The sequence below is a fragment of the Sphingosinicella flava genome (assembly GCF_016025255.1).
Taxonomy (GTDB): domain Bacteria; phylum Pseudomonadota; class Alphaproteobacteria; order Sphingomonadales; family Sphingomonadaceae; genus Allosphingosinicella; species Allosphingosinicella flava.
In genome coordinates, this window is sequence record NZ_CP065592.1 from 705297 (window position 1) to 727115 (window position 21819).

23 protein-coding genes and 1 riboswitch are annotated in these 21819 nt (G+C 65.5%); of the genes, 7 read left to right on the forward strand and 16 right to left on the reverse strand.

Annotation, left to right across the window (positions count from 1 at the left end; translation table 11 throughout):
• Positions 1-29: 29 nt before the first annotated feature.
• Both IC614_RS03710 and IC614_RS03715 read left to right on the forward strand, forming a co-directional pair.
• Positions 30-1220, forward strand: coding sequence for an acyl-CoA dehydrogenase (locus IC614_RS03710; RefSeq protein WP_200972428.1), 1191 nt, complete (start codon positions 30-32; stop codon positions 1218-1220).
• A gap of 129 nt (positions 1221-1349) precedes the next feature.
• Positions 1350-2459, forward strand: a complete 1110-nt coding sequence (locus IC614_RS03715) for a CaiB/BaiF CoA transferase family protein (RefSeq protein ID WP_200972430.1) — start codon at positions 1350-1352, stop codon at positions 2457-2459.
• Between the two features lie 109 nt (positions 2460-2568).
• On the opposite strand, the gene IC614_RS03720 is transcribed toward IC614_RS03715, so the two are convergent.
• Both IC614_RS03720 and rpmE read right to left on the reverse strand, forming a co-directional pair.
• A complete protein-coding gene (locus IC614_RS03720) occupies positions 2569-3093 on the reverse strand; it encodes a GNAT family N-acetyltransferase (RefSeq protein WP_200972432.1) in 525 nt (174 codons plus the stop codon).
• A gap of 17 nt (positions 3094-3110) precedes the next feature.
• Positions 3111-3341 (reverse strand): 50S ribosomal protein L31, encoded by a 231-nt coding sequence (rpmE, locus tag IC614_RS03725; protein ID WP_200972434.1) that lies wholly within the window; start codon positions 3339-3341, stop codon positions 3111-3113.
• Between the two features lie 97 nt (positions 3342-3438).
• Positions 3439-3574: riboswitch (cobalamin riboswitch) on the forward strand.
• A 106-nt stretch (positions 3575-3680) separates the two neighbouring features.
• On the opposite strand from rpmE, the gene IC614_RS03730 reads away from it, so the two are divergent.
• Genes IC614_RS03730 through IC614_RS03740 form a run of 3 tightly spaced genes read left to right on the forward strand, consistent with a single transcriptional unit; the run spans position 3681 to position 6108 of the window.
• Entirely contained in the window at positions 3681-4448 is a 768-nt protein-coding gene (locus IC614_RS03730; protein ID WP_200972436.1) for an ABC transporter substrate-binding protein, read from the forward strand.
• A complete protein-coding gene (locus IC614_RS03735) occupies positions 4445-5410 on the forward strand; it encodes a FecCD family ABC transporter permease (protein WP_200972438.1) in 966 nt (321 codons plus the stop codon). The genes IC614_RS03730 and IC614_RS03735 overlap by 4 nt, the downstream gene beginning before the upstream one ends.
• Positions 5407-6108 carry an ABC transporter ATP-binding protein gene (locus IC614_RS03740; RefSeq protein ID WP_200972440.1) on the forward strand — a complete coding sequence of 234 codons (702 nt, stop codon included), beginning with the start codon at positions 5407-5409 and terminating at the stop codon, positions 6106-6108. Before IC614_RS03735 ends, IC614_RS03740 begins: the two co-directional genes overlap by 4 nt.
• A gap of 195 nt (positions 6109-6303) precedes the next feature.
• Here IC614_RS03740 and fabZ read toward each other — a convergent pair whose 3' ends face one another.
• The 11 genes from fabZ to rpsB form a co-directional block, all read right to left on the reverse strand.
• Positions 6304-6783: a 3-hydroxyacyl-ACP dehydratase FabZ gene (gene fabZ / locus IC614_RS03745; RefSeq protein ID WP_264175504.1), complete on the reverse strand. Its 480-nt coding sequence runs from the start codon at positions 6781-6783 to the stop codon at positions 6304-6306.
• Complete coding sequence (locus tag IC614_RS03750) at positions 6780-7367, reverse strand: OmpH family outer membrane protein (protein ID WP_200972442.1); 588 nt, start codon at positions 7365-7367, stop codon at positions 6780-6782. The genes fabZ and IC614_RS03750 overlap by 4 nt, the downstream gene beginning before the upstream one ends.
• Complete coding sequence (gene bamA / locus IC614_RS03755) at positions 7367-9970, reverse strand: outer membrane protein assembly factor BamA (RefSeq protein ID WP_200973082.1); 2604 nt, start codon at positions 9968-9970, stop codon at positions 7367-7369. The genes IC614_RS03750 and bamA overlap by 1 nt, the downstream gene beginning before the upstream one ends.
• A gap of 160 nt (positions 9971-10130) precedes the next feature.
• On the reverse strand, positions 10131-11252 hold the full coding sequence (gene rseP / locus IC614_RS03760) for an RIP metalloprotease RseP (protein ID WP_226372718.1): 1122 nt from the start codon (positions 11250-11252) through the stop codon (positions 10131-10133).
• On the reverse strand, positions 11249-12409 hold the full coding sequence (locus IC614_RS03765; protein ID WP_200972444.1) for a 1-deoxy-D-xylulose-5-phosphate reductoisomerase: 1161 nt from the start codon (positions 12407-12409) through the stop codon (positions 11249-11251). Before IC614_RS03765 ends, rseP begins: the two co-directional genes overlap by 4 nt.
• Positions 12410-13195 carry a phosphatidate cytidylyltransferase gene (locus IC614_RS03770; protein ID WP_226372719.1) on the reverse strand — a complete coding sequence of 262 codons (786 nt, stop codon included), beginning with the start codon at positions 13193-13195 and terminating at the stop codon, positions 12410-12412.
• Positions 13192-13944, reverse strand: a complete 753-nt coding sequence (locus IC614_RS03775) for an isoprenyl transferase (RefSeq protein WP_200972446.1) — start codon at positions 13942-13944, stop codon at positions 13192-13194. The genes IC614_RS03770 and IC614_RS03775 overlap by 4 nt, the downstream gene beginning before the upstream one ends.
• Positions 13941-14498, reverse strand: coding sequence for a ribosome recycling factor (frr, locus tag IC614_RS03780; RefSeq protein WP_200972448.1), 558 nt, complete (start codon positions 14496-14498; stop codon positions 13941-13943). The genes IC614_RS03775 and frr overlap by 4 nt, the downstream gene beginning before the upstream one ends.
• A gap of 3 nt (positions 14499-14501) precedes the next feature.
• Positions 14502-15224 carry a UMP kinase gene (pyrH, locus tag IC614_RS03785; protein WP_200972450.1) on the reverse strand — a complete coding sequence of 241 codons (723 nt, stop codon included), beginning with the start codon at positions 15222-15224 and terminating at the stop codon, positions 14502-14504.
• Positions 15225-15385: 161 nt separating this feature from the next.
• Positions 15386-16309 carry a translation elongation factor Ts gene (tsf, locus tag IC614_RS03790; RefSeq protein WP_200972452.1) on the reverse strand — a complete coding sequence of 308 codons (924 nt, stop codon included), beginning with the start codon at positions 16307-16309 and terminating at the stop codon, positions 15386-15388.
• Positions 16310-16408: 99 nt separating this feature from the next.
• Entirely contained in the window at positions 16409-17167 is a 759-nt protein-coding gene (gene rpsB, locus IC614_RS03795) for a 30S ribosomal protein S2 (protein ID WP_200972454.1), read from the reverse strand.
• A gap of 225 nt (positions 17168-17392) precedes the next feature.
• On the opposite strand from rpsB, the gene IC614_RS03800 reads away from it, so the two are divergent.
• Positions 17393-17611, forward strand: a complete 219-nt coding sequence (locus IC614_RS03800) for a hypothetical protein (RefSeq protein ID WP_200972456.1) — start codon at positions 17393-17395, stop codon at positions 17609-17611.
• On the opposite strand, the gene IC614_RS03805 is transcribed toward IC614_RS03800, so the two are convergent.
• Together IC614_RS03805 and IC614_RS03810 are read right to left on the reverse strand one after the other, a co-directional pair.
• Entirely contained in the window at positions 17580-18347 is a 768-nt protein-coding gene (locus IC614_RS03805; protein ID WP_200972458.1) for a CDP-alcohol phosphatidyltransferase family protein, read from the reverse strand. The genes IC614_RS03800 and IC614_RS03805 overlap by 32 nt on opposite strands.
• On the reverse strand, positions 18344-19084 hold the full coding sequence (locus IC614_RS03810; protein ID WP_200972460.1) for a phosphatidylserine decarboxylase: 741 nt from the start codon (positions 19082-19084) through the stop codon (positions 18344-18346). The genes IC614_RS03805 and IC614_RS03810 overlap by 4 nt, the downstream gene beginning before the upstream one ends.
• A gap of 116 nt (positions 19085-19200) precedes the next feature.
• Here IC614_RS03810 and IC614_RS03815 point away from each other — a divergent pair, with 116 nt between their 5' ends.
• Entirely contained in the window at positions 19201-20418 is a 1218-nt protein-coding gene (locus IC614_RS03815; protein WP_200972461.1) for an NADP-dependent isocitrate dehydrogenase, read from the forward strand.
• Positions 20419-20602: 184 nt separating this feature from the next.
• Here IC614_RS03815 and IC614_RS03820 read toward each other — a convergent pair whose 3' ends face one another.
• Entirely contained in the window at positions 20603-21817 is a 1215-nt protein-coding gene (locus IC614_RS03820) for an FAD-dependent oxidoreductase (RefSeq protein ID WP_200972463.1), read from the reverse strand.
• Positions 21818-21819 lie beyond the last annotated feature (2 nt).

Below are 21819 nucleotides of genomic sequence, written 5' to 3' on the forward strand. Positions count from 1 at the left end.
CAAGCGCAGTGTTTTCGGGAAGAGGAACGATGGCCGAAGCGAAGATCATGCCGTTCGATTGGGCGGACCCGTTCGGGCTCGACGCCCAGCTTACCGACGAAGAGCGGCTCGTCCGCGACACGGCGGAAGGTTATGCGCAGGAGAAATTGCAGCCGCGCGTGACGGAGGCCTATCTCGACGAGCATTTCGACCGCGAGATCATGCGCGAGATGGGGGAACTTGGCCTGCTCGGCGCGACGATCCCGCACGAATATGGCGGGGCGGGGCTGAATTATGTGGCTTACGGGTTGATCGGACGCGCGGTGGAGCGCGTCGACAGCGGGTACCGGTCGGCCATGTCGGTGCAATCCTCGCTCGTCATGCACCCCATCCATGCCTACGGCTCCGAGGAACAGCGGAAGAAGTATCTGCCCAAGCTCGCCAGCGGCGAGTGGGTCGGCTGTTTCGGCCTCACCGAGCCGGATGCAGGGTCGGACCCGGGCGGCATGCGCACGCGGGCGGAGAAGATCGACGGCGGCTACCGGATCAGCGGCACGAAGATGTGGATCACCAATTCGCCGATCGCCGACGTTTTCGTGGTGTGGGCGAAGTCCGACGCGCATGACGGCGCGATCCGGGGTTTCGTGCTGGAAAAGGGCATGAAGGGCCTCAGCGCGCCGAAGATCGGCATGAAGCTGTCGCTCCGCGCCTCGATCACCGGCGAGATCGTGATGGATGGGGTGGAGGTGCCGGAAGATGCGCTGCTGCCCAACGTCAGCGGCCTCAAGGGCCCATTCGGCTGCCTCAACCGGGCGCGTTATGGGATCGCCTGGGGCTCGATGGGCGCGGCGGAGGCCTGCTTCCATGCGGCGCGGCAATATGTGCTCGACCGCAAGCAGTTCGGGCGTCCCCTCGCCTCCAACCAGATCGTGCAGCTGAAGCTCGCCAACATGGTGACGGAGATCACGCTAGGGCTGCAGGCGGCGCTGCGCGTCGGGCGGCGGATGGATGAGGGCGAGCTGATCCCCGAGACCATCTCGATGATCAAGCGCAACAATGTCGGCAAGGCTTTGGACATCGCCCGCGTCGCGCGCGACATGCATGGCGGCAATGGGATCAGCGCCGAATTCCAGGTGATGCGCCATGCGGCGAACCTTGAGACGGTGAATACCTATGAGGGCACGCACGATGTGCATGCGCTGATCCTCGGCCGCGCGATTACGGGCATTTCGGCGTTTTGAATTCAACCACCCGGTCGTCACTTCAGCGAAAGCTGGAGTCTGGACCATGGCCGAGCGCCTCTGCGGATGGCAGCACCGCCTAGACTCCAGCTTTCGCTGGAGTGGCGAGGAAAGATAAAGGGCAAGCGAATGGACAAGCCACTCCAGGGCCTGAAAATTGTCGAGCTCGCCCGCATCCTCGCGGGGCCCTGGGCGGGGCAGCTGCTCGCCGATCTTGGCGCGGAGGTGGTGAAGGTCGAGCGGCCGGGATCGGGCGATGACACGCGCGGCTGGGGCCCGCCCTTCGCGGCGGACGGCAGTGCGGCCTATTTCCATGGCTGCAATCGGGGCAAATCGTCGGTGGCGATCGACCTGGAGACGAAGGACGGCCAGGCGCGGGTCAAGGCTTTGGCGGCCGAAGCGGACATTCTGATCGAGAATTTCAAGGTCGGCGGCCTCGCCAAATACGGCCTCGACTTCGCGACCCTGTCGAAGGCGAACCCGCGCCTCATCTATTGTTCGATCACCGGCTTCGGGCAGACCGGCCCCTATGCCGCGCGGGCGGGCTATGACTTCATGATCCAGGGCATGGGCGGGATCATGAGCCTGACCGGCGAAGCGGACAGGGAACCGCAGAAGATCGGGGTCGCGTTCGCGGACATCTTCACCGGGGTTTATGCCGCCAATGCAATCCTTGCCGCGGTGATCGGGCGGGAGAAGACGGGCCAGGGGTGCCATATCGACATGGCTTTGCTCGATACGCAGGTCGCGGTGCTGGCCAATCAGGCGATGAATTATCTGGTGTCGGGCGATGTGCCGCACCGCATGGGCAACGCGCATCCCAATATCGCGCCCTACCAGACCTTCGCGGTAGCGGATGGGCACGTGATCGTCGCGGTTGGCAATGACGGGCAGTTCGCGAAATTGTGCGGGATTTTGGGGCTGGCGGCGCTTCCGGGGGATGCGCGGTTCCGGAGCAATGCCGATCGGGTGAGCAATCGGGAGGCTTTGGTGGCTGCACTCTCCCCTGCCCTTGCGCTGCGGCGGAAGGACGAGGTGCTGACGGCGCTGGCGGCGGCGGGGGTGGCTGCGGGGCCGATCAACGATGTTGGAGAGGTGTTTGCCGATCCGCAGGTCGTGGCGCGGGGGATGCGGATCGACGTGGATGGGATGCCGGGGGTGGCTTCGCCGATCGTGATCGATGGGAAACGGCAGGTTTCCGGGACGGGGAGTCCGGGGTTGGGATCAAACTCGATCTAACCCCTCCCCCTTGATGGGGGAGGCCGGGTGGGGTGATCTACGGCGTAGAGCTCCTTCCTTCCGGAAACATCACCCCCACCCCAACCCTCCCCCATTAAGGGGGAAGGAATTAAGAACGAGCGGGTCTGCGGAAGAGGAGGATTGGATCCTCGCGGTAGGTCGCGTCGGACCGCTCCGTAAAGCCGAGGCGTTCGGCGACGCGGATCGAAGGGGTGTTGGCGGGGTCGATAATGGCGACGATATCCTGTCCGCGCAGGTTTTCGTCCGCCCAGGCCATCGCCGCAGTGGTGGATTCGGCGGCATAGCCCTGACCGTGTGTGTGGACGGCGAAAACCCAGCCCATTTCGGGCAAGCCTTCGATGCTCGGGTTCATGTCGCGCTTGAAGTCCGCGAAGCCGACCTGGCCGATCATTTCGCCATCGGACTTCCGCTCCACGGCCCAATAGCCGTAGCCCAGGAAATCCCAGAGCGCGAAATTGGCGAGGAGCTTGCGCCATGCTTCCTCGCGCGACGCGGTCCTGCCGCCAATGAAGCGGACGAATTCGGGATCGGCGAGCATCGCCGCCATGGCCGGCAGGTCGCCGGGCCGGTTTTCCCGCAGGATGAGGCGCGCGGTTTCGAGGACCGGAACCACGCGCCCCCGCTTATCCCTTACTTCTTGCCGAGCGTGAGGCCGCCGAAGCGCTTGTTGAAGCGCGCGACCTGGCCACCCGAATCGAGCATCTTGCCGGTGCCGCCGGTCCAGGCCGGATGGGCGGTGGGATCGATGTCGAGCTGCAGCGTGTCGCCTTCCTTGCCCCAGGTGGAGCGGGTTTCGAACACGGTGCCGTCGGTCATCTGCACCTTGATCATGTGATAATCGGGATGGGTATCGGCCTTCATGCGTATTTCCTGAAATGCGGCTGGTTCCGACCAGCCCGTGGAAGTCGCCCGCGCCTCTACAGGCTCCTCCCTGAATTGACAAGCGGCGGCGGCGTGATAGCAGGGCGGCGGTGAAGGTGCCCTTGCAAAAGGGTGAAAAGGGAAGCCGGGGAACGTCCGGCGCTGTGCCCGCAACTGTGAACGCCCCGGCATCGGGGCAAAGCCAGGAGACCTGCCTTCCCATGTCGTCCGCATCGGGCCGGGTCCAGCCATGATGCGCGGCACTCCCGCTTGCGGAGTTCCTTCGAGACGGCGAACGATGTCGCGTGGAGGAAGAGGATGCGGGTGCGGAGGGGAGTGATGCTGATCGCGGCGGCGCTCGCCTCGCCCGCTTTCTCCGCCCCGGCGCACGTGGCCTCGCTCAACCTCTGCACGGACGAACTGGTGATGGCGCTGGCCGATCCGGGGCAGATTGTCTCCTTATCCTATCTTTCCCGCAATCCGCACGAGACGCCTTATTGGCGGCAGGCGCGCCGTTATGCATCCAACGACGGCAGCCTGCTGTCGGTCGTGCGCGCGCGGCCGGACATCGTCTTCAGCATGGGCGGCGGCGGGCGCGATACGGAAAGGCTCGCCAAGCGGATCGGGGCGCGGCTGGTGGCGATACCCTATATGATGTCGCTGAGCGACCTCAAGGCGGGCATCGGGACGGTGGCCGCAGCGCTGGAGCGGCCCCAAGCCGGATCGGCCTTGACCCGGCGGATCGCGGCCTTGGAGCGGACGGCGCCCAAGACGGCGCAGGACGCGATCTGGATGGGCGGCAAGGGGCTGTCCCTGCCCGCCGCGGGCCTCGGCGCGGACTGGATGCGGCTGGCGGGCCTCAAGCAGCGCGCGTTGCAGGGCGATCGGGTGACGCTGGAGCAATTGCTGGCGCGGCCGCCCGCGATCCTGCTGCGCAGCGCCTATCGGAGCGCGCAATATTCGGGCGACCAGAGCTGGCTCTCCCATCCGCTCGCGCGGCGGGCGGGGAAGGCGAAGACCCTGACGACCGACGGACGGCGCTGGACCTGCATGGGGCCGAGCCTCGTTCCCGAGATCGAGCGCATCCGCCGGGCGGTATCGGCATGACGCGGCGGCTTATCCTCCTCGCCCTTCTGGCGGCCTTCTTCTTTCTGCTGTCCATCGCCTTGCCCTGGGACATCGTCGCGAGCCTGATCGCCGAGGATCGCGGCCTTGCGGTTTCTCTGGTCGTGGAGTTGCGGCTCCCCCGCGCCTTGCTCGCCTTGATCTACGGCGCCGTGCTGGCCGCATCGGGGGCGGCGATCCAGGCCCTGTTCGCCAACCCCCTCGCCTCGCCCGATCTGACCGGGGCCAGCAGCGGCGCGGCGTTCGGGGCGGTCGTGACCGCCTATCTGATTGGCCTCACCGCGCCCATCGCCATTTCCCTGGGCGCCGTGGCCGGAGCGCTGGCGGCGCTCGCGGCGCTGCTCCTTCTCGCCGGGCCCCGCGCCGAGACGGCGACAGTGCTGCTGGCGGGACTTGCGATCAGCGCTCTCACCGGAGCGGCAACCACGCTCGCTCTGGCGCTCGCCCCCTCCCCCTTCGCCTTTTACGACGCTTACGACTGGCTGATGGGTTCGGTCGTCGACCGCAGCCTGGCGCAGGCGGCCTTCGCGGCGGTGCCGGGCCTTTTGACCATCGCCTTGCTCACCCGCTTGTCCGGGCCGCTCGACGCGCTGGCATTGGGCGAGGAGGTCGCGCAGTCGCTGGGGCACGACATCCAGCGGCTGCGCGTCGTGACGATCAGCCTTGCCGCGATCGGCGTCGGCGCCTGCGTGGCGGTGTGCGGCGCGGTGGGCTTCGTGGGGCTGGTCGGGCCATTCTTCGCGCGCAAGCTGGTGGCGGGGCATCCGGGGCGAGCCATCCTCCCCTCGGCGCTGATCGGCGGTACGCTCCTCCTCGGCGCGGACCTGTTCACGCGGCTGGCGCCGATGGGGCGGACCCTGCCGCTCGGTGTGGTGACGGCGATCCTGGGCGCCCCCTTCTTCCTCGCGCTCGTTCTCCACATGCGCTGGAGGCTGGCGCGATGATCCTCACAGCACGCACGGTTGCGCTTGCGGGGCGGCTCGAGCCGACCGATTTCCAATTGGAAGCGGGCAAGATCACCTGCCTGATCGGGCCCAATGGCAGCGGCAAGACCAGCCTGCTCCACGCCCTCGCGCGGATCGGAAAACCCGCCGGGACGGTAGAAGTCGGCGGGAAGGATGTCGACAGGCTGGCCCCGGAGCAACGGGCACGGGCGCTCACTTATCTGCCCGCGTCGCGCGATATCGCCTGGCCGCTGCTTGCCCGCGACGTGGTCATGCTCGGCGCGGCGGGCGCGGGCGGCGGCGACCGGGAAGCCTTGTTCGCTTCGCTCGGCATGGCGGAACTCGCGGACCGGCGGATGGACCGGCTTTCGACGGGGGAACGGGCGCGCGTGCTGCTGGCCCGGGCGCTGGTCGCGCGGCCGAACGTGCTGTTGCTCGACGAACCGACGGCGAACCTCGATCCGCTGTGGAAGATCCGGATGATGGAGCGGCTGAGCGACGAAGCTGGTATCGGCAAGCGCGCGGTCATGATCGCGGTGCACGATCTGGACATGGCGGCGGCGCATGCGGACCGGCTGATCGTGATGCAGGGGGGCCGGATCGTCGCGGACGGCGATCCGGACCTTGTTTTGGACGATCCGGTCATCCCCGCCGTGTTCGGCGTAAAGCGGACAGAGGCAGGTTGGGAAATGGCTTGAGGTCTATCGGCGCTCAGCGTTCATGCCTCGGGGATCCTGCTGTCCCAAACCGTCAATTCCGGCGAAAGCTGGTCCGGCGAAAGCTGGAATCCAGGTGGCGCCAAGCGGATGGGCCAGATTCCAGCTTTCGCTGGAATGACGATGAGGAGAGCCTGGAATGACGATGGCGGGGAATCGGGCGAAGGCCCGCCGCGCCTAGGCGGCGGGCGGGTCGGCGATCATCGCGGTGAAATTGGCCTCGGCGGCGACCTTGCCGTCGACGAGCGCACGCCCTGCGAACTTGCAGACGCTGGTGCGCTTCTGGACGAATTCGACCTCCAGGCGGAGAAGGCAGCCCGGCTCGACCGGGGTGCGAAACTTCGCGCCGTCGATCGCCATGAAGTAGACGAGCTTGCCCGAGCCCGCGAGGCCGAGCGATTCGACGGCGAGGACGCCCGCGGCCTGCGCCAGCGCCTCGACGATCAGCACGCCCGGCATGATCGGACGGCCCGGAAAGTGGCCGTTGAAGAAATCTTCGTTGATCGTCACCGCCTTGATCGCCGCGATCGACCGGTCGGGAATGATCTCCTCGACCCGGTCGACCAACAGCATCGGGTAGCGGTGCGGCAGCGCCGCCATCACCCGCCGGATGTCCAGCGGGCCGATGGATGCGCCGTCATTCACCTCGGCGCTCACCGGCCGGTGGGCTGGGCCGGGGCGGGTTGCTGCGGCAGCGGCGTCACGCTGACGCTCGGCAGCTGCTGGTTGAGCTGCGCGAGAACGTCGTTGGTGACGTCGAGCGATGGCGAGGAGGCAAGGGTCGCGCCCTTGTCGACGACCAGGACCGCGCCGCGCGTCGTCATCACGCTGTTGATGATCGGGCCGAGGCGGGTGCCGAGCTGCTGCTGGACATGGGCCTGGGTCGAACGCAGATTCTGCTCGCCCTGCTGAATTTCACGGTTCGCCGTCGTTTCGCGTGTCTGAAGCGCGGTGATGCGTGCCTGGAGCGCTGCATCGGGCTGCTTGCCGTTCAGCGCATTGACGGCGGTCTGGATCGCCTGGGCTTCGGTCTGAAGCGGCTGGCTGAGCGTATTCGCGCGCTGGCGAAGCTGGTTGAGCTGCGTCTGCAGTTGGGTATTGGCGGCGACGCAGGCCGTGCATTCGGCCAGGATGCGCTGCGTGTCGACCACGGCGATCACCGCCGGATTGAGGCGCTGCGCCGGGGCGGCGGCGGGAAGAAGAGCGGCAACGGCAGCCGCGCCGAGAAGAAGTTTTTTCATTAGAATGCAGTCCCTACGTTGAATGCGAAAAGTTTGGTGTCGTCGCCCTCATATTTTACAAGGGCCTTGGCTATATCGATCCTGAACGGACCGAACGGCGAATTCCAGTTGACGCCAAAGCCGATCGAAATGCGCGGCTTCCAGGTGTCGCCAAGGAAGGTTTCACGGAAGGCGGTGTTGGTTCGAGCCTCTAAGGTCGTCCCCGCCGGGCAACCAGCGGCATCGTTCGGAATGGTCGATAGCGTTCCGCCGCTATTGGCCCGGCATTGACGCAGCCCCGATTCGGACAGGATCGGGCGTATCAGGCGAGGATCGCCCGGCGGGAAGTCATTGACGATCGGATCCTCGATACCGAATACCGACCCGATGTCGATGAAGGCCGATGGACGCAGGCCCATTTCCCGCGCACCCGTGCCAAGCGGAATTTCGAGCTCGACGCGGCCAAGGTAATAAGCCCTGCCGCCAAGCGCGTCGTCGGTCACCTGATCACGATCGGTATTGAGGATCGGATTGCCGTCGTCATCGACCCCGCTGTAGAAAGCGCGCTGGATGCGCGGCCCGACGCCGCGAATGTCGAAGCCGCGGATTTGCGGTTCGCCAAGGAAGAAGCGGTCGGTGAGGCGAACCGGATCGACGCCCGACCCGCGCGGCTTTTCGAAGCTGCGAATATAACCGCCCTCAAGGCTGGACGACAGGATGAAGCCGCTGCCCACCTCCCAATATTTGGCGCCGTTGAGACGCGTGCGGAGATAGTGGGTCGAGCCGCCGAGGCCGGCGAAATCCTGGCTCAAGGACACGCGTTCGCCACGCGTGGGGCGAATGCCGTTGTTGAGCGTGCTGTAAGCGAGCGTATAGCCGATCGAGGAGGTCGTGCGGTTGCCGATGGCGTCGCAGAGATAGCGTCCGGCGCGGAGCGGATCGCATTCGAGATCGCCGTCGTTGTCGATGTCGCTATAGAAGGTCGACCGGTCCAAGCCGACTTCGTCATAGCTGAGGCTGTAGCGCAGCGCGCCGTTCAGATATTCGGTAATCGGGAAACCCAGGCGGAGCTGACCGCCGGTCGTCACCTGTTCGTAGGTGGTGTCACGCCTTTCGCCGACGAAATTGAAGTTGCGATAGTCGCGCCGGTAGATGTCGCCGCCGACCGCGATATTGCGATCGAAGAGATAGGGCTCGGTAAAGCTCAGTTCCGCCGATTTCGAATAAGTCGAATAATTGACCGCCGCGCGCAGGATCTGGCCCTTACCCATGAAATTGCGCTGGGTGATCGAAAGGTTGACGAGGAACCGCTCCAGACTGGAGAAACCGGCCGAGACGTTCAATTCGCCGGTCGGCTTTTCCTCGACATTGGTGACGAGGACGACGCGGTCGGGCGAGGATCCCGGCTGCTGCTCGATCTCCAGATTTTCCTGGAAATAGCCAAGCGACTGGATGCGGTCGCGCGAACGCTTGACGCGGATCGAGTTGAAGGGATCGCCCTCCGCCAGGCGGAATTCGCGGCGGATCACCTTGTCGCGGGTGATGGTATTGCCGTTGATGTCGATGCGTTCGACATAGACGCGCGGCGCTTCGGCGACCTTGAAGGTCACGCCCATCGTCTTGGTTTCGGGATCGCGCTCGAAATCGGGCTGCACGTCGGCGAAGGCATAGCCGAACAGGCCCGCCGTCTCGTTGAGGCTGGTGACCGAATCCTCGACCTGCTTGGCATTGTACCAGTCGCCGGCCTTCATCGGCAGCGTGCGCTGCAGGGCTTCGCCGGAAAAGTCGCGAATGTCGCTTTCGACCTTCACGTCGCCGAATTTGTAGCGCTCGCCTTCCTCGACCACATAGGTGATGATGAAGTCGCTGCGGTCGGCGGTGAGTTCGGCGACGGCGGACACGACGCGGAAATCGGCATAGCCCTGCGTCAGGTAGAATTGGCGCAATTTCTGCTGGTCGAAGGCAAGGCGATCGGGATCGTAGACGTCGCTCGAGCTGAAGAAACGATAGAAGCGCGACTGCTTCGTCACCATTTCCGAACGGAGCTGGCCGTCCGAAAATTTCTCGTTGCCGAGGATGTTGATCTGCCGGATCTTCGAACGCGGGCCTTCGTCGATTTCGAACACGACGTCGACGCGGTTCTGGTCGAGCTGGACGATCTTGGGCTCCACCGTCGCGCCGAAGCGGCCCTGCCGGCGATAGAGTTCGACGATGCGGGCGACATCGGCGCGGGCCTTGGTGCGCGTGAAGATCTGGCGCGGGGCGAGGCGGATTTCCGGATTGATCTTGTCATCCTTCAGCCGCTTGTTGCCTTCGAGAACGATGCGGTTGATGACCGGGTTTTCGCGCACCTCGATGGTGATCGCGCCCTGATTGTTGCGGATCTGCGCGTCGGCGAAGAGTTCGGTGGCATAGAGGGCGCGCAGCGCCTCGTCGCCCCGCGCCGGGGTATAAGGCTCGCCCACGCGCAGCGGCATGTAGGAGATGACGGTATCCGCCTCCAGCCGCTGGTTGCCGACCACGGTGATCGACCGGATGGTTTCGACCGGCGCGGGCGCGAGCGCCGTCACCGGCGGCACGGCCTGCTGCGGCGCGGGCACGGCGTCCTGAGCGGCGGCGGGCATCGCGATGCCGCCGAGGGCCGTTCCGAACAAAAGCGCCGCGCAGAGCTGCCGGCGATGAGAGATGGTCTTGATCGCTGTCACGCGTCCCCGCCCTTCGGTTGCAATGTGCCGCCGCAGCGGCAGGAGAATCCCTGTTTGTCTACGCCCTGCCCCAACATGGTCAGCCGATCAACCCGCGAAGATTACGGAACAGGCCGAAAGACGCCAGGTCGTTGGCCGTCACGAAGACCGTCAGCATGACGAGCGCCGCGAGGCCGATGCGAAGCGCGGTTTCCTGCACCGCGGCCGGAACCGGACGGCGCCGCAAAGCCTCGATCGCGTAGAGAACCAGATAGCCGCCATCCAAGATGGGGACTGGCAACAGGTTCATGAATCCCAGATTAATTGAAATGAGCGCGGCGAAGACGGCGAAATTGAGCCAGCCGGCGCTCACCTGCTCGCCCGACAATTCGGCGATCTTCAGCGGCCCGCCCATTTCGCTGGCCGGACGAGCGCCGGTCACGATCTGGCGCAGGTAGACGATCATCGTTTCGACGACATCGCCGGTTTGCCGGAAAGCCGCCTTCACCACGGCGGCGGGGCCGCCTTTTTCCCACACCATCGGCCGCGACACGACCCCAAGGGTGCCGAGCGACTGGCCCCGCTCGACGCTGCGGGATGGCGTGACGGAAAGGTCGAAGGTGCGTCCGCCGCGCTCCACCGTCAGCCGAAGGGGCTGATCGGGGCGCAGCCGCACCGTGTCGGCCAGTTCGGCGAAGGTTTCGATCCGGCCTCCGCCGATCGCGAGGATGCGGTCATTCGCCTGAAGGCCGGCCTTTTCGGCGGCCCCGCCCGGCACCGTTTGCCCCACCACGGCGGGCGTGGTGGGCAACCCCGTCATCGAAAAAAGAGCAATGAAGATCAGGATCGCGACAATGAAATTGGTGAGCGGCCCGGCGAGGACGATGAGGAAGCGCTGCCAGGCGGGCTTGGCGTCGAACCGCTCCACCCTCTCCGAAGGCGGGAGGGTGGAGAGAGGAGCGACCGTGTCCCCGCCGGGCACCATTTCGCCCTTGAACTTCACATAGCCGCCGAGCGGGAGCCAGCCCACCTTCCAGCGCGTGCCGCGCCGGTCGGTCCAGCCCGCGACTTCGCGGCCGAAACCGATCGAGAAGGTTTCCGCCTTCACCCCGAACAGGCGGCCGACGAGATAATGGCCCATTTCGTGGACGAAGACGAGCGGCCCGATAACCAGGATGAAGCTCAGGATCGTGAGCAGAAGGCCGGGGCTTGTTGGCGTCAAGGGCAATACTCTCTTGCGATGCGCGCCGCTTCCCCTCGGGCGGCCCTGTCCACCTCGAACACCGCATCCAGATCGCTGGGCGCGGGAAGATCGAGGGCGTCCAATGTCTCCTGGACGATCGCGGCAATATCGAGGAAGCCGACCTTCCTGTCCAGAAAAGATGCGACGGCGATTTCATTGGCCGCGTTGAGGATGGCCGGACGCGCGCCGCCCGCCTTCAGCGCGGCCATGGCGAGGCCGAGCGCCGGGAACCGGTCAAGGTCGGGCGCTTCGAAGTTCAAAGTGCCGATGCGGGTGAGGTCGAGGCGCGCGCAGGGCGTCGCCATCCGTTCCGGCCAGGCGAGCGCATAAGCGATGGGAATGCGCATGTCGGGCGCGCCGAGCTGCGCCAGCACGGATCCGTCGACATATTCGACAAGGGAGTGGACGACCGACTGCGGATGAACCACGACCTCGAAAGCCTCCGGCGGAAGCGGGAAGAGGTGATAGGCCTCGATCAATTCCAAGCCCTTGTTCATCAGGGTCGCTGAATCGACGGAAATCTTCGCGCCCATCGACCAATTGGGGTGCGCGACCGCCTGTTCCGGCGTGACGACGGCCATCGCCTCGCGGCTCCATGTCCGGAACGGGCCGCCGCTCGCCGTCAGGATGACGCGCGACACGCCGCCGGGCCGGTCATGGTCGAAACATTGGAAGATGGCATTATGTTCGGAATCGACGGGGAGCAGCCGGGCGCCGCTGGCACGCGCCGCGTCGGTCATCAAGTCGCCGGCGGATACCAAGGCTTCCTTGTTGGCAAGCGCGACGGTCCTGCCGCCCCGGAGCGCGGCCATGACGGGCCGCAGCCCCGCGCAGCCGACGATCGCGGCCATCGTCCAATCCGCGCCCATGCCGGCCGCTTCGACGACGGCCTCCTCCCCCGCCGCGGCTTCGATGCCGGAACCGGAAAGCGCGCTTCGCAAGGCATTGAATTGGGCCGGATCGGCGATGACGGCACGTTTGGCGCCGACCCGGCGGGCGGCGGCGGCGAGGCCATCGACATCGCGATGGGCGGTCAGGGCGAGGACGTCATAGGCGCCCGGCTGCCGTTCGATCAGGTCGAGGGTCGAGGTGCCGACCGAGCCCGTTGCGCCCAATATCGTGACGGTGCGTGCCATCTAAAGGCTCAGCGCCGCCAGCGCGAGGGTAACGACGGCCACGGGCAGCAAGCCGTCGAGGCGGTCGAGCACGCCGCCATGGCCGGGCAGGATCGACCCGCTATCCTTCACCCCCGCCCTGCGTTTCAGCCAGCTTTCGTAGAGATCGCCCATTTGCGCGATGAGGCCCAGAATAGCGCCGTTCCACAGGAAAATGGCGGGAAGGCCGAACAGGCTTGCGACGAGCGCGCCGATTGCTTCCGCCCCGGCCATGCCCCCGATCAGGCCCGCCCAGGTCTTGTTGGGGCTGATGCGCGGGGCGAGCTTCGGACCGCCGATGGAGCGGCCCGCGAAATAAGCGAAAATGTCGGTCGCCCAGGTGACCGTCAGCGCCCAGAACACCGCTTCATAGGACAGCCAATCGAGCAGGAGCAGAGCGAAGGACGGGATGCCGATGTAGAGCAGGCCGCCCGCCAGGGTGACCCGGCGGCCCGCCAGGCCAGCGAGGAGGGCGAGACCGGCAAGGATGGCGGGCGCCGCGATCAGCATTTCGCCGGGCGGCAGCAAAAGGGTGGGCGCAAAGAGCAGGAAGCCCCCCAGCAAGGAGCAGGCGAGGTAGACCGGATTTCGCGCGATACGGTGCATCGCGCCCCATTCCACCAGCATCAGCACGGCGGCGAGCGCGACGAGGAGGCGGAACGGCCAGCCGCCGAGATAGACGGCGGCGACGGCGACAAGGATCATGACGATGCCCGCCGCGGCGCGGACGGGAAGATCGGAATTGGGCCGGATAACCTTATCCGTCACAAGCCACCGTAACGGCGCTCCCGCCGGGCGAAGTCGTCGAGGGCGCCGCGAAAGGCCTCCCCGCCGAAATCCGGCCACAGCGTGTCGACGAACAGCATTTCCGCATAAGCGGCCTGCCAAAGCAGGAAATTGGAAAGCCGGCATTCGCCCGAGGTGCGGATGAGCAGGTCGAGCGGCGGCAGATCGGCGGTGTAGAGCAGATTGTCGACCGCCTCCGGAGTGATCGCGTCGGCCTTCATGCTGCCTGCCGCCACCTGCCCGGCGAGGATGCGAGCGGCGCGCGCCATTTCATCGCGCGATCCATAATTGAGCGCGACGGCCAAGGTCAGGCGGTCGTTGCCCGCCGTCAGCGCCATCGCATCTTCCAGCATTTTCACAATGTCTTCCGGAAAGACCTTGTAATCGCCGATGATTTTGATCCGCACACCTTGCTTATGCAGCGCGCTCAATTCCGCCTTCAGATAGAAGCGAAGAAGCCCCATCAGGTCGCTGATTTCGGTTTCCGGACGGCGCCAATTTTCCGAGGAGAAGGCATAGAGGGTGAGGCACTGGACGCCCGCCTCGCCCGCCGCCTTCAGCACCTTGCGGACGGATTCGGCGCCCGCTTTGTGACCGGCGGCGCGGGGCAGGCCGCGCTTCTTTGCCCAGCGGCCGTTGCCGTCCATGATGATGGCGACGTGGCGCGGCACGGACGGGCTTGCGCCGCCGCTGTCCGGCCGCGACGCCGCGCTGGCCGGAATGGCGGTCACTGGCTGAGGATTTCCTTTTCCTTGGCGGCCGCCGCGGCGTCGATGTCCTTGATCGTGTCGTCGGTCATCTTCTGGACTTCGGTTTCGAGACGCTTGCGCTCGTCTTCGCTGATCTCGCCCTTCTTCTCGTCGGTCTTGAGGCTGTCCATGCCGTCGCGGCGGACATTGCGGGCGGCGATCTTGGCCTTTTCCGCATATTGGCCGGCGAGCTTGGCGAGTTCTTTGCGGCGCTCTTCGGTCAAATCGGGGATCGGCAGGCGGATATTCTGCCCGTCGGTCATCGGATTGAGGCCGAGCCCCGCCGAGCGGATCGCCTTTTCGACCGCGCCGACGTTGGAGCGGTCCCACACCTGCACGGACAGGAGGCGGGGCTCCGGCGCGGAGACGGTCGCGACCTGGTTGAGCGGCATGTGGGCGCCATAAACCTCGACCGTCACCGGATCGAGCAAGGTGGTCGAGGCGCGGCCGGTGCGGAGGCCGCCGAGATCGTGCTTCAGCGCCTCGACGGCGCCGGTCATGCGGCGCTGAATGTCCGATCTGTTATAGGCTGGCATCGCTCACTCCTCATTCTGGACGATCGTGGCGGTTCCTTGTCCGTCGAGCACGCGGGTGAGATTGCCCTGCTCGCGGATGTTGAACACGACGATCGGTATATTGTTGTCGCGGCAGAGCGCCACGGCGCTGGCATCCATGACCTTGAGGTCATCCGACAGCACTTGCTGGAAAGACACTCTCTCATAGCGGGTGGCGCCCGCCACCTTTTTCGGATCGGCATCGTAGATGCCGTCGACGCTGGTGCCCTTGAAAAGGGCATTGCAGCTCATTTCGGCGGCGCGCAGGGCTGCGGCGGTGTCGGTGGTGAAGAAGGGATTGCCGGTGCCCGCGGCGAAGATCACCACGCGCCCCTTTTCCATGTGCCGCACGGCGCGGCGGCGGATATAGGGTTCGGAGACGGTCGCCATCGGGATAGCCGAGAGAACGCGGGTATCGACGCCGATATCCTCCAGCGCATTCTGCATGGCGAGGGCGTTCATGACGGTCGCGAGCATGCCCATATAATCGGCGCTGGTGCGGTCGAAGCCCTTGGCCGCCGCGGCAAGGCCCCGGAAGATGTTGCCGCCGCCGACGACGATGCAGATTTCGTGGCCCGCCTCGCGCGCGGCCTTGATCTCGCCCGCCAGGCGCGCGGTGGTGGCGGGATCGATGCCGAACGCCCCCTCGCCCATCAACGCCTCGCCGGAAAGTTTCAGGAGGATGCGGTTGAAGCGCGGGCGCGTCATGGGGTGGTCGATCCGTTTCGTAAGGTGCAGGGCGGCGCGACCTTAGAGGGGCGGCGCCACCCTGCCAAGATGTTCATAGCTCATGTGCTCCGGCGAAGGCCGGAGCCCAGTGGCGCGGCATGAGCGGCTGGACCCCGGCTTTCGCCGGGGTACGACAGGTTTTACGCTTTGCCCGCCGCGGCGGCGACTTCGGCGGCGAAGTCGGTTTCCTGTTTCTCGATGCCCTCGCCGAGCTGGAAGCGGACATAATTCTTGAGCGCGACCGGGGCGCCCAAAGCCTTGGCTTCGGCGGCGATCACGTCTTCGATCTTCGTCTTGTTGTCCATGACGAAGAGCTGGCTCATCAGCGCATTTTCCTTGCGGAACTTGGCGATGGCGCCGTCGACCATCTTGGCGACGATGTCGGCGGGTTTGCCGGATTCGGCGGCCTTTTCCGCCGCGATCGCGCGCTCGCGCTCGACCATGGCGGCGTCGAGATCGTCACCGTGAAGGGCGAGCGGGTTGGCCGCGGCGATGTGCATGGCAAGCTGCTTGCCGAGCGTTTCGAGTTTCGCCTTGTCGCCGGTCGATTCGAGCGCGACGAGCACGCCGATCTTACCGAGACCCGGCGCGGCGGCATTGTGGACATAGGGCACGACGACGCCGTCGTTCACGTCGAGCACCGCGGCGCGGCGAAGCGACTGATTCTCGCCGATCGTCGCGATGTTGCTTGTGAGCTTTTCCTGCACCGTGCCGCCCTGCGGCCAGGCAGCGCCCGCCAGCGCGTCGATGTCGTTGCCGGTGCCGAGCGCCAGCGTAGCGGCGGTGCGGACGAAATCCTGGAACTGCTCGTTCTTCGCGACGAAATCGGTTTCGCTGTTCACCTCGACGGCGGCGCCCTTCGTGCCCTGGACGGCGACGCCGACCAAGCCTTCGGCGGCGGTGCGGCCGGCCTTCTTGGCGGCGGCGGCAAGGCCCTTGGTGCGCAGCCAATCGATGGCGGCTTCCATGTCGCCGCTCACTTCGGTGAGCGCCTTCTTGCAATCCATCATGCCGGCGCCGGTGCGCTCGCGCAGTTCCTTCACGTCAGAGGCAGTGAATGCCATGTCGCTTTCCTCAAATAAGAGTTCCCCGGCGCAGGCCGGGGTCCAGTTTTCATAAAAAGAGCTGGGCCCCGGCCTTCGCCGGGGCACAACATTTGTTTTTTACGCGTCGGCGAGCGCGGCTTCGGCCGGCGGTTCGTCCATCGCGCCGAGGTCGACGCCGCGCTGGGCCTGACCGCCCTGCTTGCCGGCCATCGCGGCATTGGCGATCGCGTCGCAATAGAGGCGGATCGCGCGGCTCGCATCGTCGTTCGCCGGTACCGGGAAGGCGATGCCCTGCGGGCTGACGTTCGAATCGAGGATCGCGACGACCGGGATGCCGAGGGTGTTGGCTTCCTTGATCGCCAGCTCTTCCTTGTTGGCGTCGATCACGAACATCACGTCCGGGATGCCGCCCATGTCCTTGATGCCGCCGAGCGACAGTTCGAGCTTGTCGCGTTCACGGGTGAGCTGGAGCACTTCCTTCTTGGTGAGGCCGTGCGTGTCGCCCGACAGCTGCTCTTCAAGGCTCTTGTAGCGCTTGATCGAGTTCGAAATCGTCTTCCAGTTGGTGAGCATGCCGCCGAGCCAACGGTGGTTGACGAAATGCTGGCCCGAACGGCGGGCAGCCTCGGCGATCGGATCCTGCGCCTGGCGCTTGGTGCCGACGAACAGCACCTTGCCGCCGGATGCCGCCGTCTGGCGCACGAAATCGAGCGCGCGGGCGAAAAGCGGAACGGTCTGCGACAGATCGATGATGTGGACCCCGTTGCGCTCGCCGAAGATATACGGCTTCATCTTGGGGTTCCAACGATGGGTCTGGTGGCCGAAATGCGCTCCGGCCTCAAGCAGTTCCTGCATGGAAACGTCGGTCGACGCCATAGATATTGTCTCCTTCCGGTTATACCTCTGCGGAGCCGAGAGACCGTTTCCGGCCACCGGTATGATGGTCCCGCATGTGGAATGCTGGCGCGCTTAAACGCGTTTCCTGCACAAATCAAGGGTTGACACGAGGAACAAATAGAGAACATAAACCTTCCCACAGAAACATCATGGACCGAAAGCGACGGATTTGCGTTCGGTTGTGGATAAGTCAGGGGATAAGCTGTGGTTCAGATCCTTTCCGTTCTCTTCTTCCTTCTCGCCTTCGCGGGCGCCGCCGCCATGCTGCAGGTGACGGTGCGCGATTATCGCGACGAGATTCTGGCCGCCTTGCTGGGTGAAACGCCGCCGCGCCGCGCCGGCCGGTCCTGGTCCCGGACGCGCGTCAATGCCCGGCCTCGCCCCGTGGTTATCAGCGTGCGGCAGCAGCGCGCTGCCGCCTGACCTTCCGGTAGCTCGCGATGCTGAAGGGGATCAGCAGCACATAGACGATGCTGATGAGGCCAAGGGTCGGCCAGGGCGCGGAGACGAGCGCCGCACCGACCAGGGCGATGGCGACGAGGGCGCCGAGCCGCATGTGGCTGCGGAGGCGGAACGAGGTCCAGCTATAGGTCGCCAGGTTCGAAACGAGCAGGAAGGCAACGAGTGCGGTCCAGGGGGCCACGACATAGACTTCGCGCAACTCGGAAATTCCGGTCCACATCCAGAGAATGAGGGGCAGCAGGACAAGACCCGCCCCGGCCGGAGCCGGAACGCCAGTCAGGAAGCCGGCCGACTTATGCGGCTGATCTTCGACATCGATATTGGCGTTGAAGCGCGCGAGACGGAGGGCCTGACAGACGACATGGGCAAGGGCGAAGACCCATCCGAATTTCGGCAGGTGCTGCAGCGACCAGAGATAGATGACGATGGCGGGAGACACGCCGAAGGCGATGACGTCCGACAGGGAATCGAGTTCGGCGCCGAACCGGCTCTGGCCCTTCAAGGCCCGGGCGATGCGACCGTCCATGCCGTCCAACACGCCCGCGAAGATGATCGCCGCGACCGCTTGCTCCCACTGCCCCGCGATCGCGAAGCGCACGCCGGTGAGGCCGAAGCACAAGGCCAGGGCCGTCACGGCATTGGGAATGAGGGCGCGGAGCGGAATGCCCCGGCGCGACGGCGCGCGGGCGGGCGTCACTGGCTGACACCCTCCGACGCGATATTTTCGCCGAGCTTCGCGACAATGGTCTCCCCCGCGATCATGCGCTGGCCGAGGACGACCTTGGGCGCCGTCCCGGCGGGCAGGAACACGTCGACGCGGCTGCCGAAGCGGATGAGGCCGACGCGCTGGCCGACCGTCACGACATCGCCGGGCTTCACCCAGGGCACGATGCGGCGCGCGACGAGCCCGGCAATCTGCGTGAAGCCAATACGGGTGCCGTCCTGCGCCTCGACGAGAATGTGCTGGCGTTCATTGTCCTCGCTGGCCTTGTCGAGATCGGCGTTCAGAAACTTGCCCGGGATATAGACGACCTTCCGGATCATGCCCGCGATCGGCGCGCGGTTGATGTGGACGTCGAACACGCTCATGAAGATCGAGACGCGCGTAAAGGTCGCGCCCTCGGGAAGGCCGTCGGCGCCGATCAGCTCGCGCGGGGCGGGCACGTCGGCGATCATCGTCACCATGCCGTCGGCGGGCGAGACGATCAGTCCCTCCCCCTTCGGCGTGGTGCGGATGGGATCGCGGAAGAAGGCGGCGACCCAGATGGTCAGCATGACGCCGATCCAACCGAGCCAATCCCAGTCGACGATCCAGAAGAAGACCGCCGCGATGACCGCCGCGATGACGACGAACTTGCGGCCTTCGGGGTGCACGCTCGGCATGCGGTAGCGGACGGTGGTGGTGCCGATTTCCGGCTTTTCGAGTGAAGTCATGCCCGCTCCTTATCGAGAGTGCGCCTCCGAAACAACCGGACCGGCCCATGGTTGATCCGGCCGCGTCCACCGCCTAGTAGCGCCTTCAACGCACAAACCAGCCAGAGGAAGCAGCAGTGGCCAAGATCAAAGTGAAAACGCCGGTCGTCGAGCTCGACGGCGACGAAATGACCCGCATCATCTGGCAATGGATTCGCGAGCGGCTGATCCTCCCCTATCTCGACATCGACCTCAAATATTACGACCTCTCCGTCGAGAATCGCGACGCGACCGAGGACAAGGTAACGGTCGAGGCGGCCGAGGCGATCAAGCAGTACGGCGTCGGCGTGAAGTGCGCCACGATCACGCCGGACGAAGCGCGGGTCGAGGAGTTCGGCCTCAAGAAGATGTGGAAGTCGCCCAACGGCACGATCCGCAACATCCTGGGCGGCGTCGTCTTCCGCGAGCCGATCGTCATCGACAACGTCCCGCGCCTCATCCCGGGCTGGACCGATCCCATCGTCGTCGGCCGTCATGCGTTCGGCGATCAATATAAAGCGACCGATTTCAAGGTGCCCGGCCCCGGCAAGCTGCGCATGGTGTGGGAAGGCGAAAATGGCGAGCGGATCGAAGAGGAAGTATTCGACTTCCCGAGCGCCGGCGTCGCCATGGGGATGTACAATCTCGACGAGTCGATCCGCGACTTCGCCCGCGCCAGCATGAATTACGGCCTCGCGCGCGGCTGGCCGGTCTATCTGTCGACCAAGAACACGATCCTCAAAGCCTATGACGGCCGCTTCAAGGACATCTTTCAGGAAGTTTTCGACAGCGAATTCAAGGAGAAATTCGCCGAAGCGAAGATCGTTTATGAGCATCGCCTGATCGACGACATGGTCGCCTCCGCCTTGAAATGGAGCGGCAAGTTCGTCTGGGCCTGCAAGAATTATGACGGCGACGTGCAGTCCGACCAGGTGGCGCAAGGCTTCGGCTCGCTTGGCCTCATGACGTCGGTGCTGATGAGCCCGGACGGCAAGACCATCGAGGCGGAAGCGGCGCATGGCACCGTCACCCGCCACTACCGCATGCACCAGCAGGGCAAGGCGACCTCGACCAACCCGATCGCGTCCATCTTCGCCTGGACCGGCGGCCTCAAATATCGCGGCAAGTTCGATGGCACGCCGGAAGTGACGCGCTTCGCTGAAACCCTCGAAAAGGTGTGCATCAAGACGGTCGAAAGCGGGCAGATGACCAAGGATCTCGCCATCCTGATCGGCCCGGAGCAGAGCTGGATGACGACGGAGCAATTCTTCGAGGCGATCCGCGCCAATCTTGAGAAGGAAATGTCTATAGCCTAAGCCTCGCGATGATGCGCCCCTCCCCCTCGATGGGGGAGGCTGGGTGGGGGTGATCTACGACGTAGGGCACGATCCTTCCGGATGCATCACCCCCACCCAACCAGCGCCGGGTCGGCCATGCTCCCAGCATGGCCTGAACAGCGCGGGGCGCTGTTCACCCGGCACTCCCATCAAGGGAGAAGGCTCAGGATGGCGAGCGCACATGCTCCGGGCGAATCCCAAAGCCCAGGAAGGCGGCGGGGATTCGGCGGAGCAAGGGCCAACGATCCAGCCACCGGAGCACGCGCGGCGGTTCGAACGCGCCGCCTCGATCGGCCAGCAAGGGCTGGATGATCCGTTTCTGCGCCGCGTCCTGAAATGCCTGGATCGTGCGGACCTGCAGCCTTCGCCTCTTCTCGACACGGCCAAGCAAAGGATCGACATCCTCGCCCCGCGCCATCGGCCCGGCGAGGATGTTCGCCGCCGCCACCGCATCCTGCACCGCGACGTTGATGCCGACGCCGCCAATGGGCGACATGGCGTGGGCGGCATCGCCGATCACCAGCAACCCGGGCTTGTGCCACGTTTCCAGCCGGTCCAGCGCGACGCTCAGGAGCTTGACGTCGCCCCAACTCTGGATCGCGCCCACCGCGTCCGCCACCATCGGTGCCGCGCGTGCGACGTCGGCGCGGAAGGCGTCCAGCCCGGAAGCCTTGACCGCCGCCTCTTGGCCCTTGCCGAAGACATAGGCGCATTGCCAGTAATCGCCGCGATCGATGAGCGCCATGATCCGCCCGGCGACGAACACGCCCGTGCTGCGATTGTCCGGCGTGCGCGCCTTGGGCAGGCGGAACCAGAAGACGTCCATCGGCGCGCCCATTGAGCGAATTTTGAAACCGGCCTCCTCGCGGAGGACCGAGCGGCGGCCGTCCGCGGCGATGACGAGGCGGGCGCGTATTTCCCGTTCGGCACCGCTTTCCTCGTACCTGACGCCGGTGACGCGTCCCCCTTCAGCGATCAGTCCTGTGGCCTCGGCATGCATGATGAGCCGGAAATTGGGGTAGAGCCGGGCTTCGTCCGCGACGAAATCGAGAAAGTCCCATTGCGGCATCATCGCGATGAAATTCCAGCGCGGGTTGAAGCCGGAGAAATCCGCGATCTTCAGGTAGCGGTCGCCGATGAAGCCGCCGAGGCCATGGACCTTGTCGTGCGGGCGCCGGAGCAGCTTTTCCAGCAGGCCCATTTCGTGGAACAACCGCAACGTGGAGGGATGGACGGTGTCGCCCCGGAAGTCGCGCAGGAAATCGCCATGCTTTTCGAGGACGATGGTGCGCACCCCGGCGCGGGCGAAGAGGAGGCCCGCCACCATGCCCGCCGGACCGCCGCCGACGATGCAAAGATCGGCTTCAAGCGCTTCCATGG

Bases quoted from the DNA above. Each gene is read 5' to 3' on its own strand.
- IC614_RS03710 (WP_200972428.1), top strand. From the start codon at position 30: ATGGCCGAAGCGAAGATCATGCCGTTCGATTGGGCGGACCCGTTCGGG.
- IC614_RS03715 (WP_200972430.1), top strand. From the start codon at position 1,350: ATGGACAAGCCACTCCAGGGCCTGAAAATTGTCGAGCTCGCCCGCATC.
- rpmE (WP_200972434.1), bottom strand. From the start codon at position 3,341: ATGAAGGCCGATACCCATCCCGATTATCACATGATCAAGGTGCAGATG.
- IC614_RS03730 (WP_200972436.1), top strand. From the start codon at position 3,681: ATGCTGATCGCGGCGGCGCTCGCCTCGCCCGCTTTCTCCGCCCCGGCG.
- IC614_RS03735 (WP_200972438.1), top strand. From the start codon at position 4,445: ATGACGCGGCGGCTTATCCTCCTCGCCCTTCTGGCGGCCTTCTTCTTT.
- IC614_RS03740 (WP_200972440.1), top strand. From the start codon at position 5,407: ATGATCCTCACAGCACGCACGGTTGCGCTTGCGGGGCGGCTCGAGCCG.
- IC614_RS03750 (WP_200972442.1), bottom strand. From the start codon at position 7,367: ATGAAAAAACTTCTTCTCGGCGCGGCTGCCGTTGCCGCTCTTCTTCCC.
- bamA (WP_200973082.1), bottom strand. From the start codon at position 9,970: ATGCCCGCCGCCGCTCAGGACGCCGTGCCCGCGCCGCAGCAGGCCGTG.
- IC614_RS03765 (WP_200972444.1), bottom strand. From the start codon at position 12,409: ATGGCACGCACCGTCACGATATTGGGCGCAACGGGCTCGGTCGGCACC.
- frr (WP_200972448.1), bottom strand. From the start codon at position 14,498: ATGCCAGCCTATAACAGATCGGACATTCAGCGCCGCATGACCGGCGCC.
- pyrH (WP_200972450.1), bottom strand. From the start codon at position 15,224: ATGACGCGCCCGCGCTTCAACCGCATCCTCCTGAAACTTTCCGGCGAG.
- tsf (WP_200972452.1), bottom strand. From the start codon at position 16,309: ATGGCATTCACTGCCTCTGACGTGAAGGAACTGCGCGAGCGCACCGGC.
- rpsB (WP_200972454.1), bottom strand. From the start codon at position 17,167: ATGGCGTCGACCGACGTTTCCATGCAGGAACTGCTTGAGGCCGGAGCG.
- IC614_RS03810 (WP_200972460.1), bottom strand. From the start codon at position 19,084: ATGACTTCACTCGAAAAGCCGGAAATCGGCACCACCACCGTCCGCTAC.
- IC614_RS03820 (WP_200972463.1), bottom strand. From the start codon at position 21,817: ATGGAAGCGCTTGAAGCCGATCTTTGCATCGTCGGCGGCGGTCCGGCG.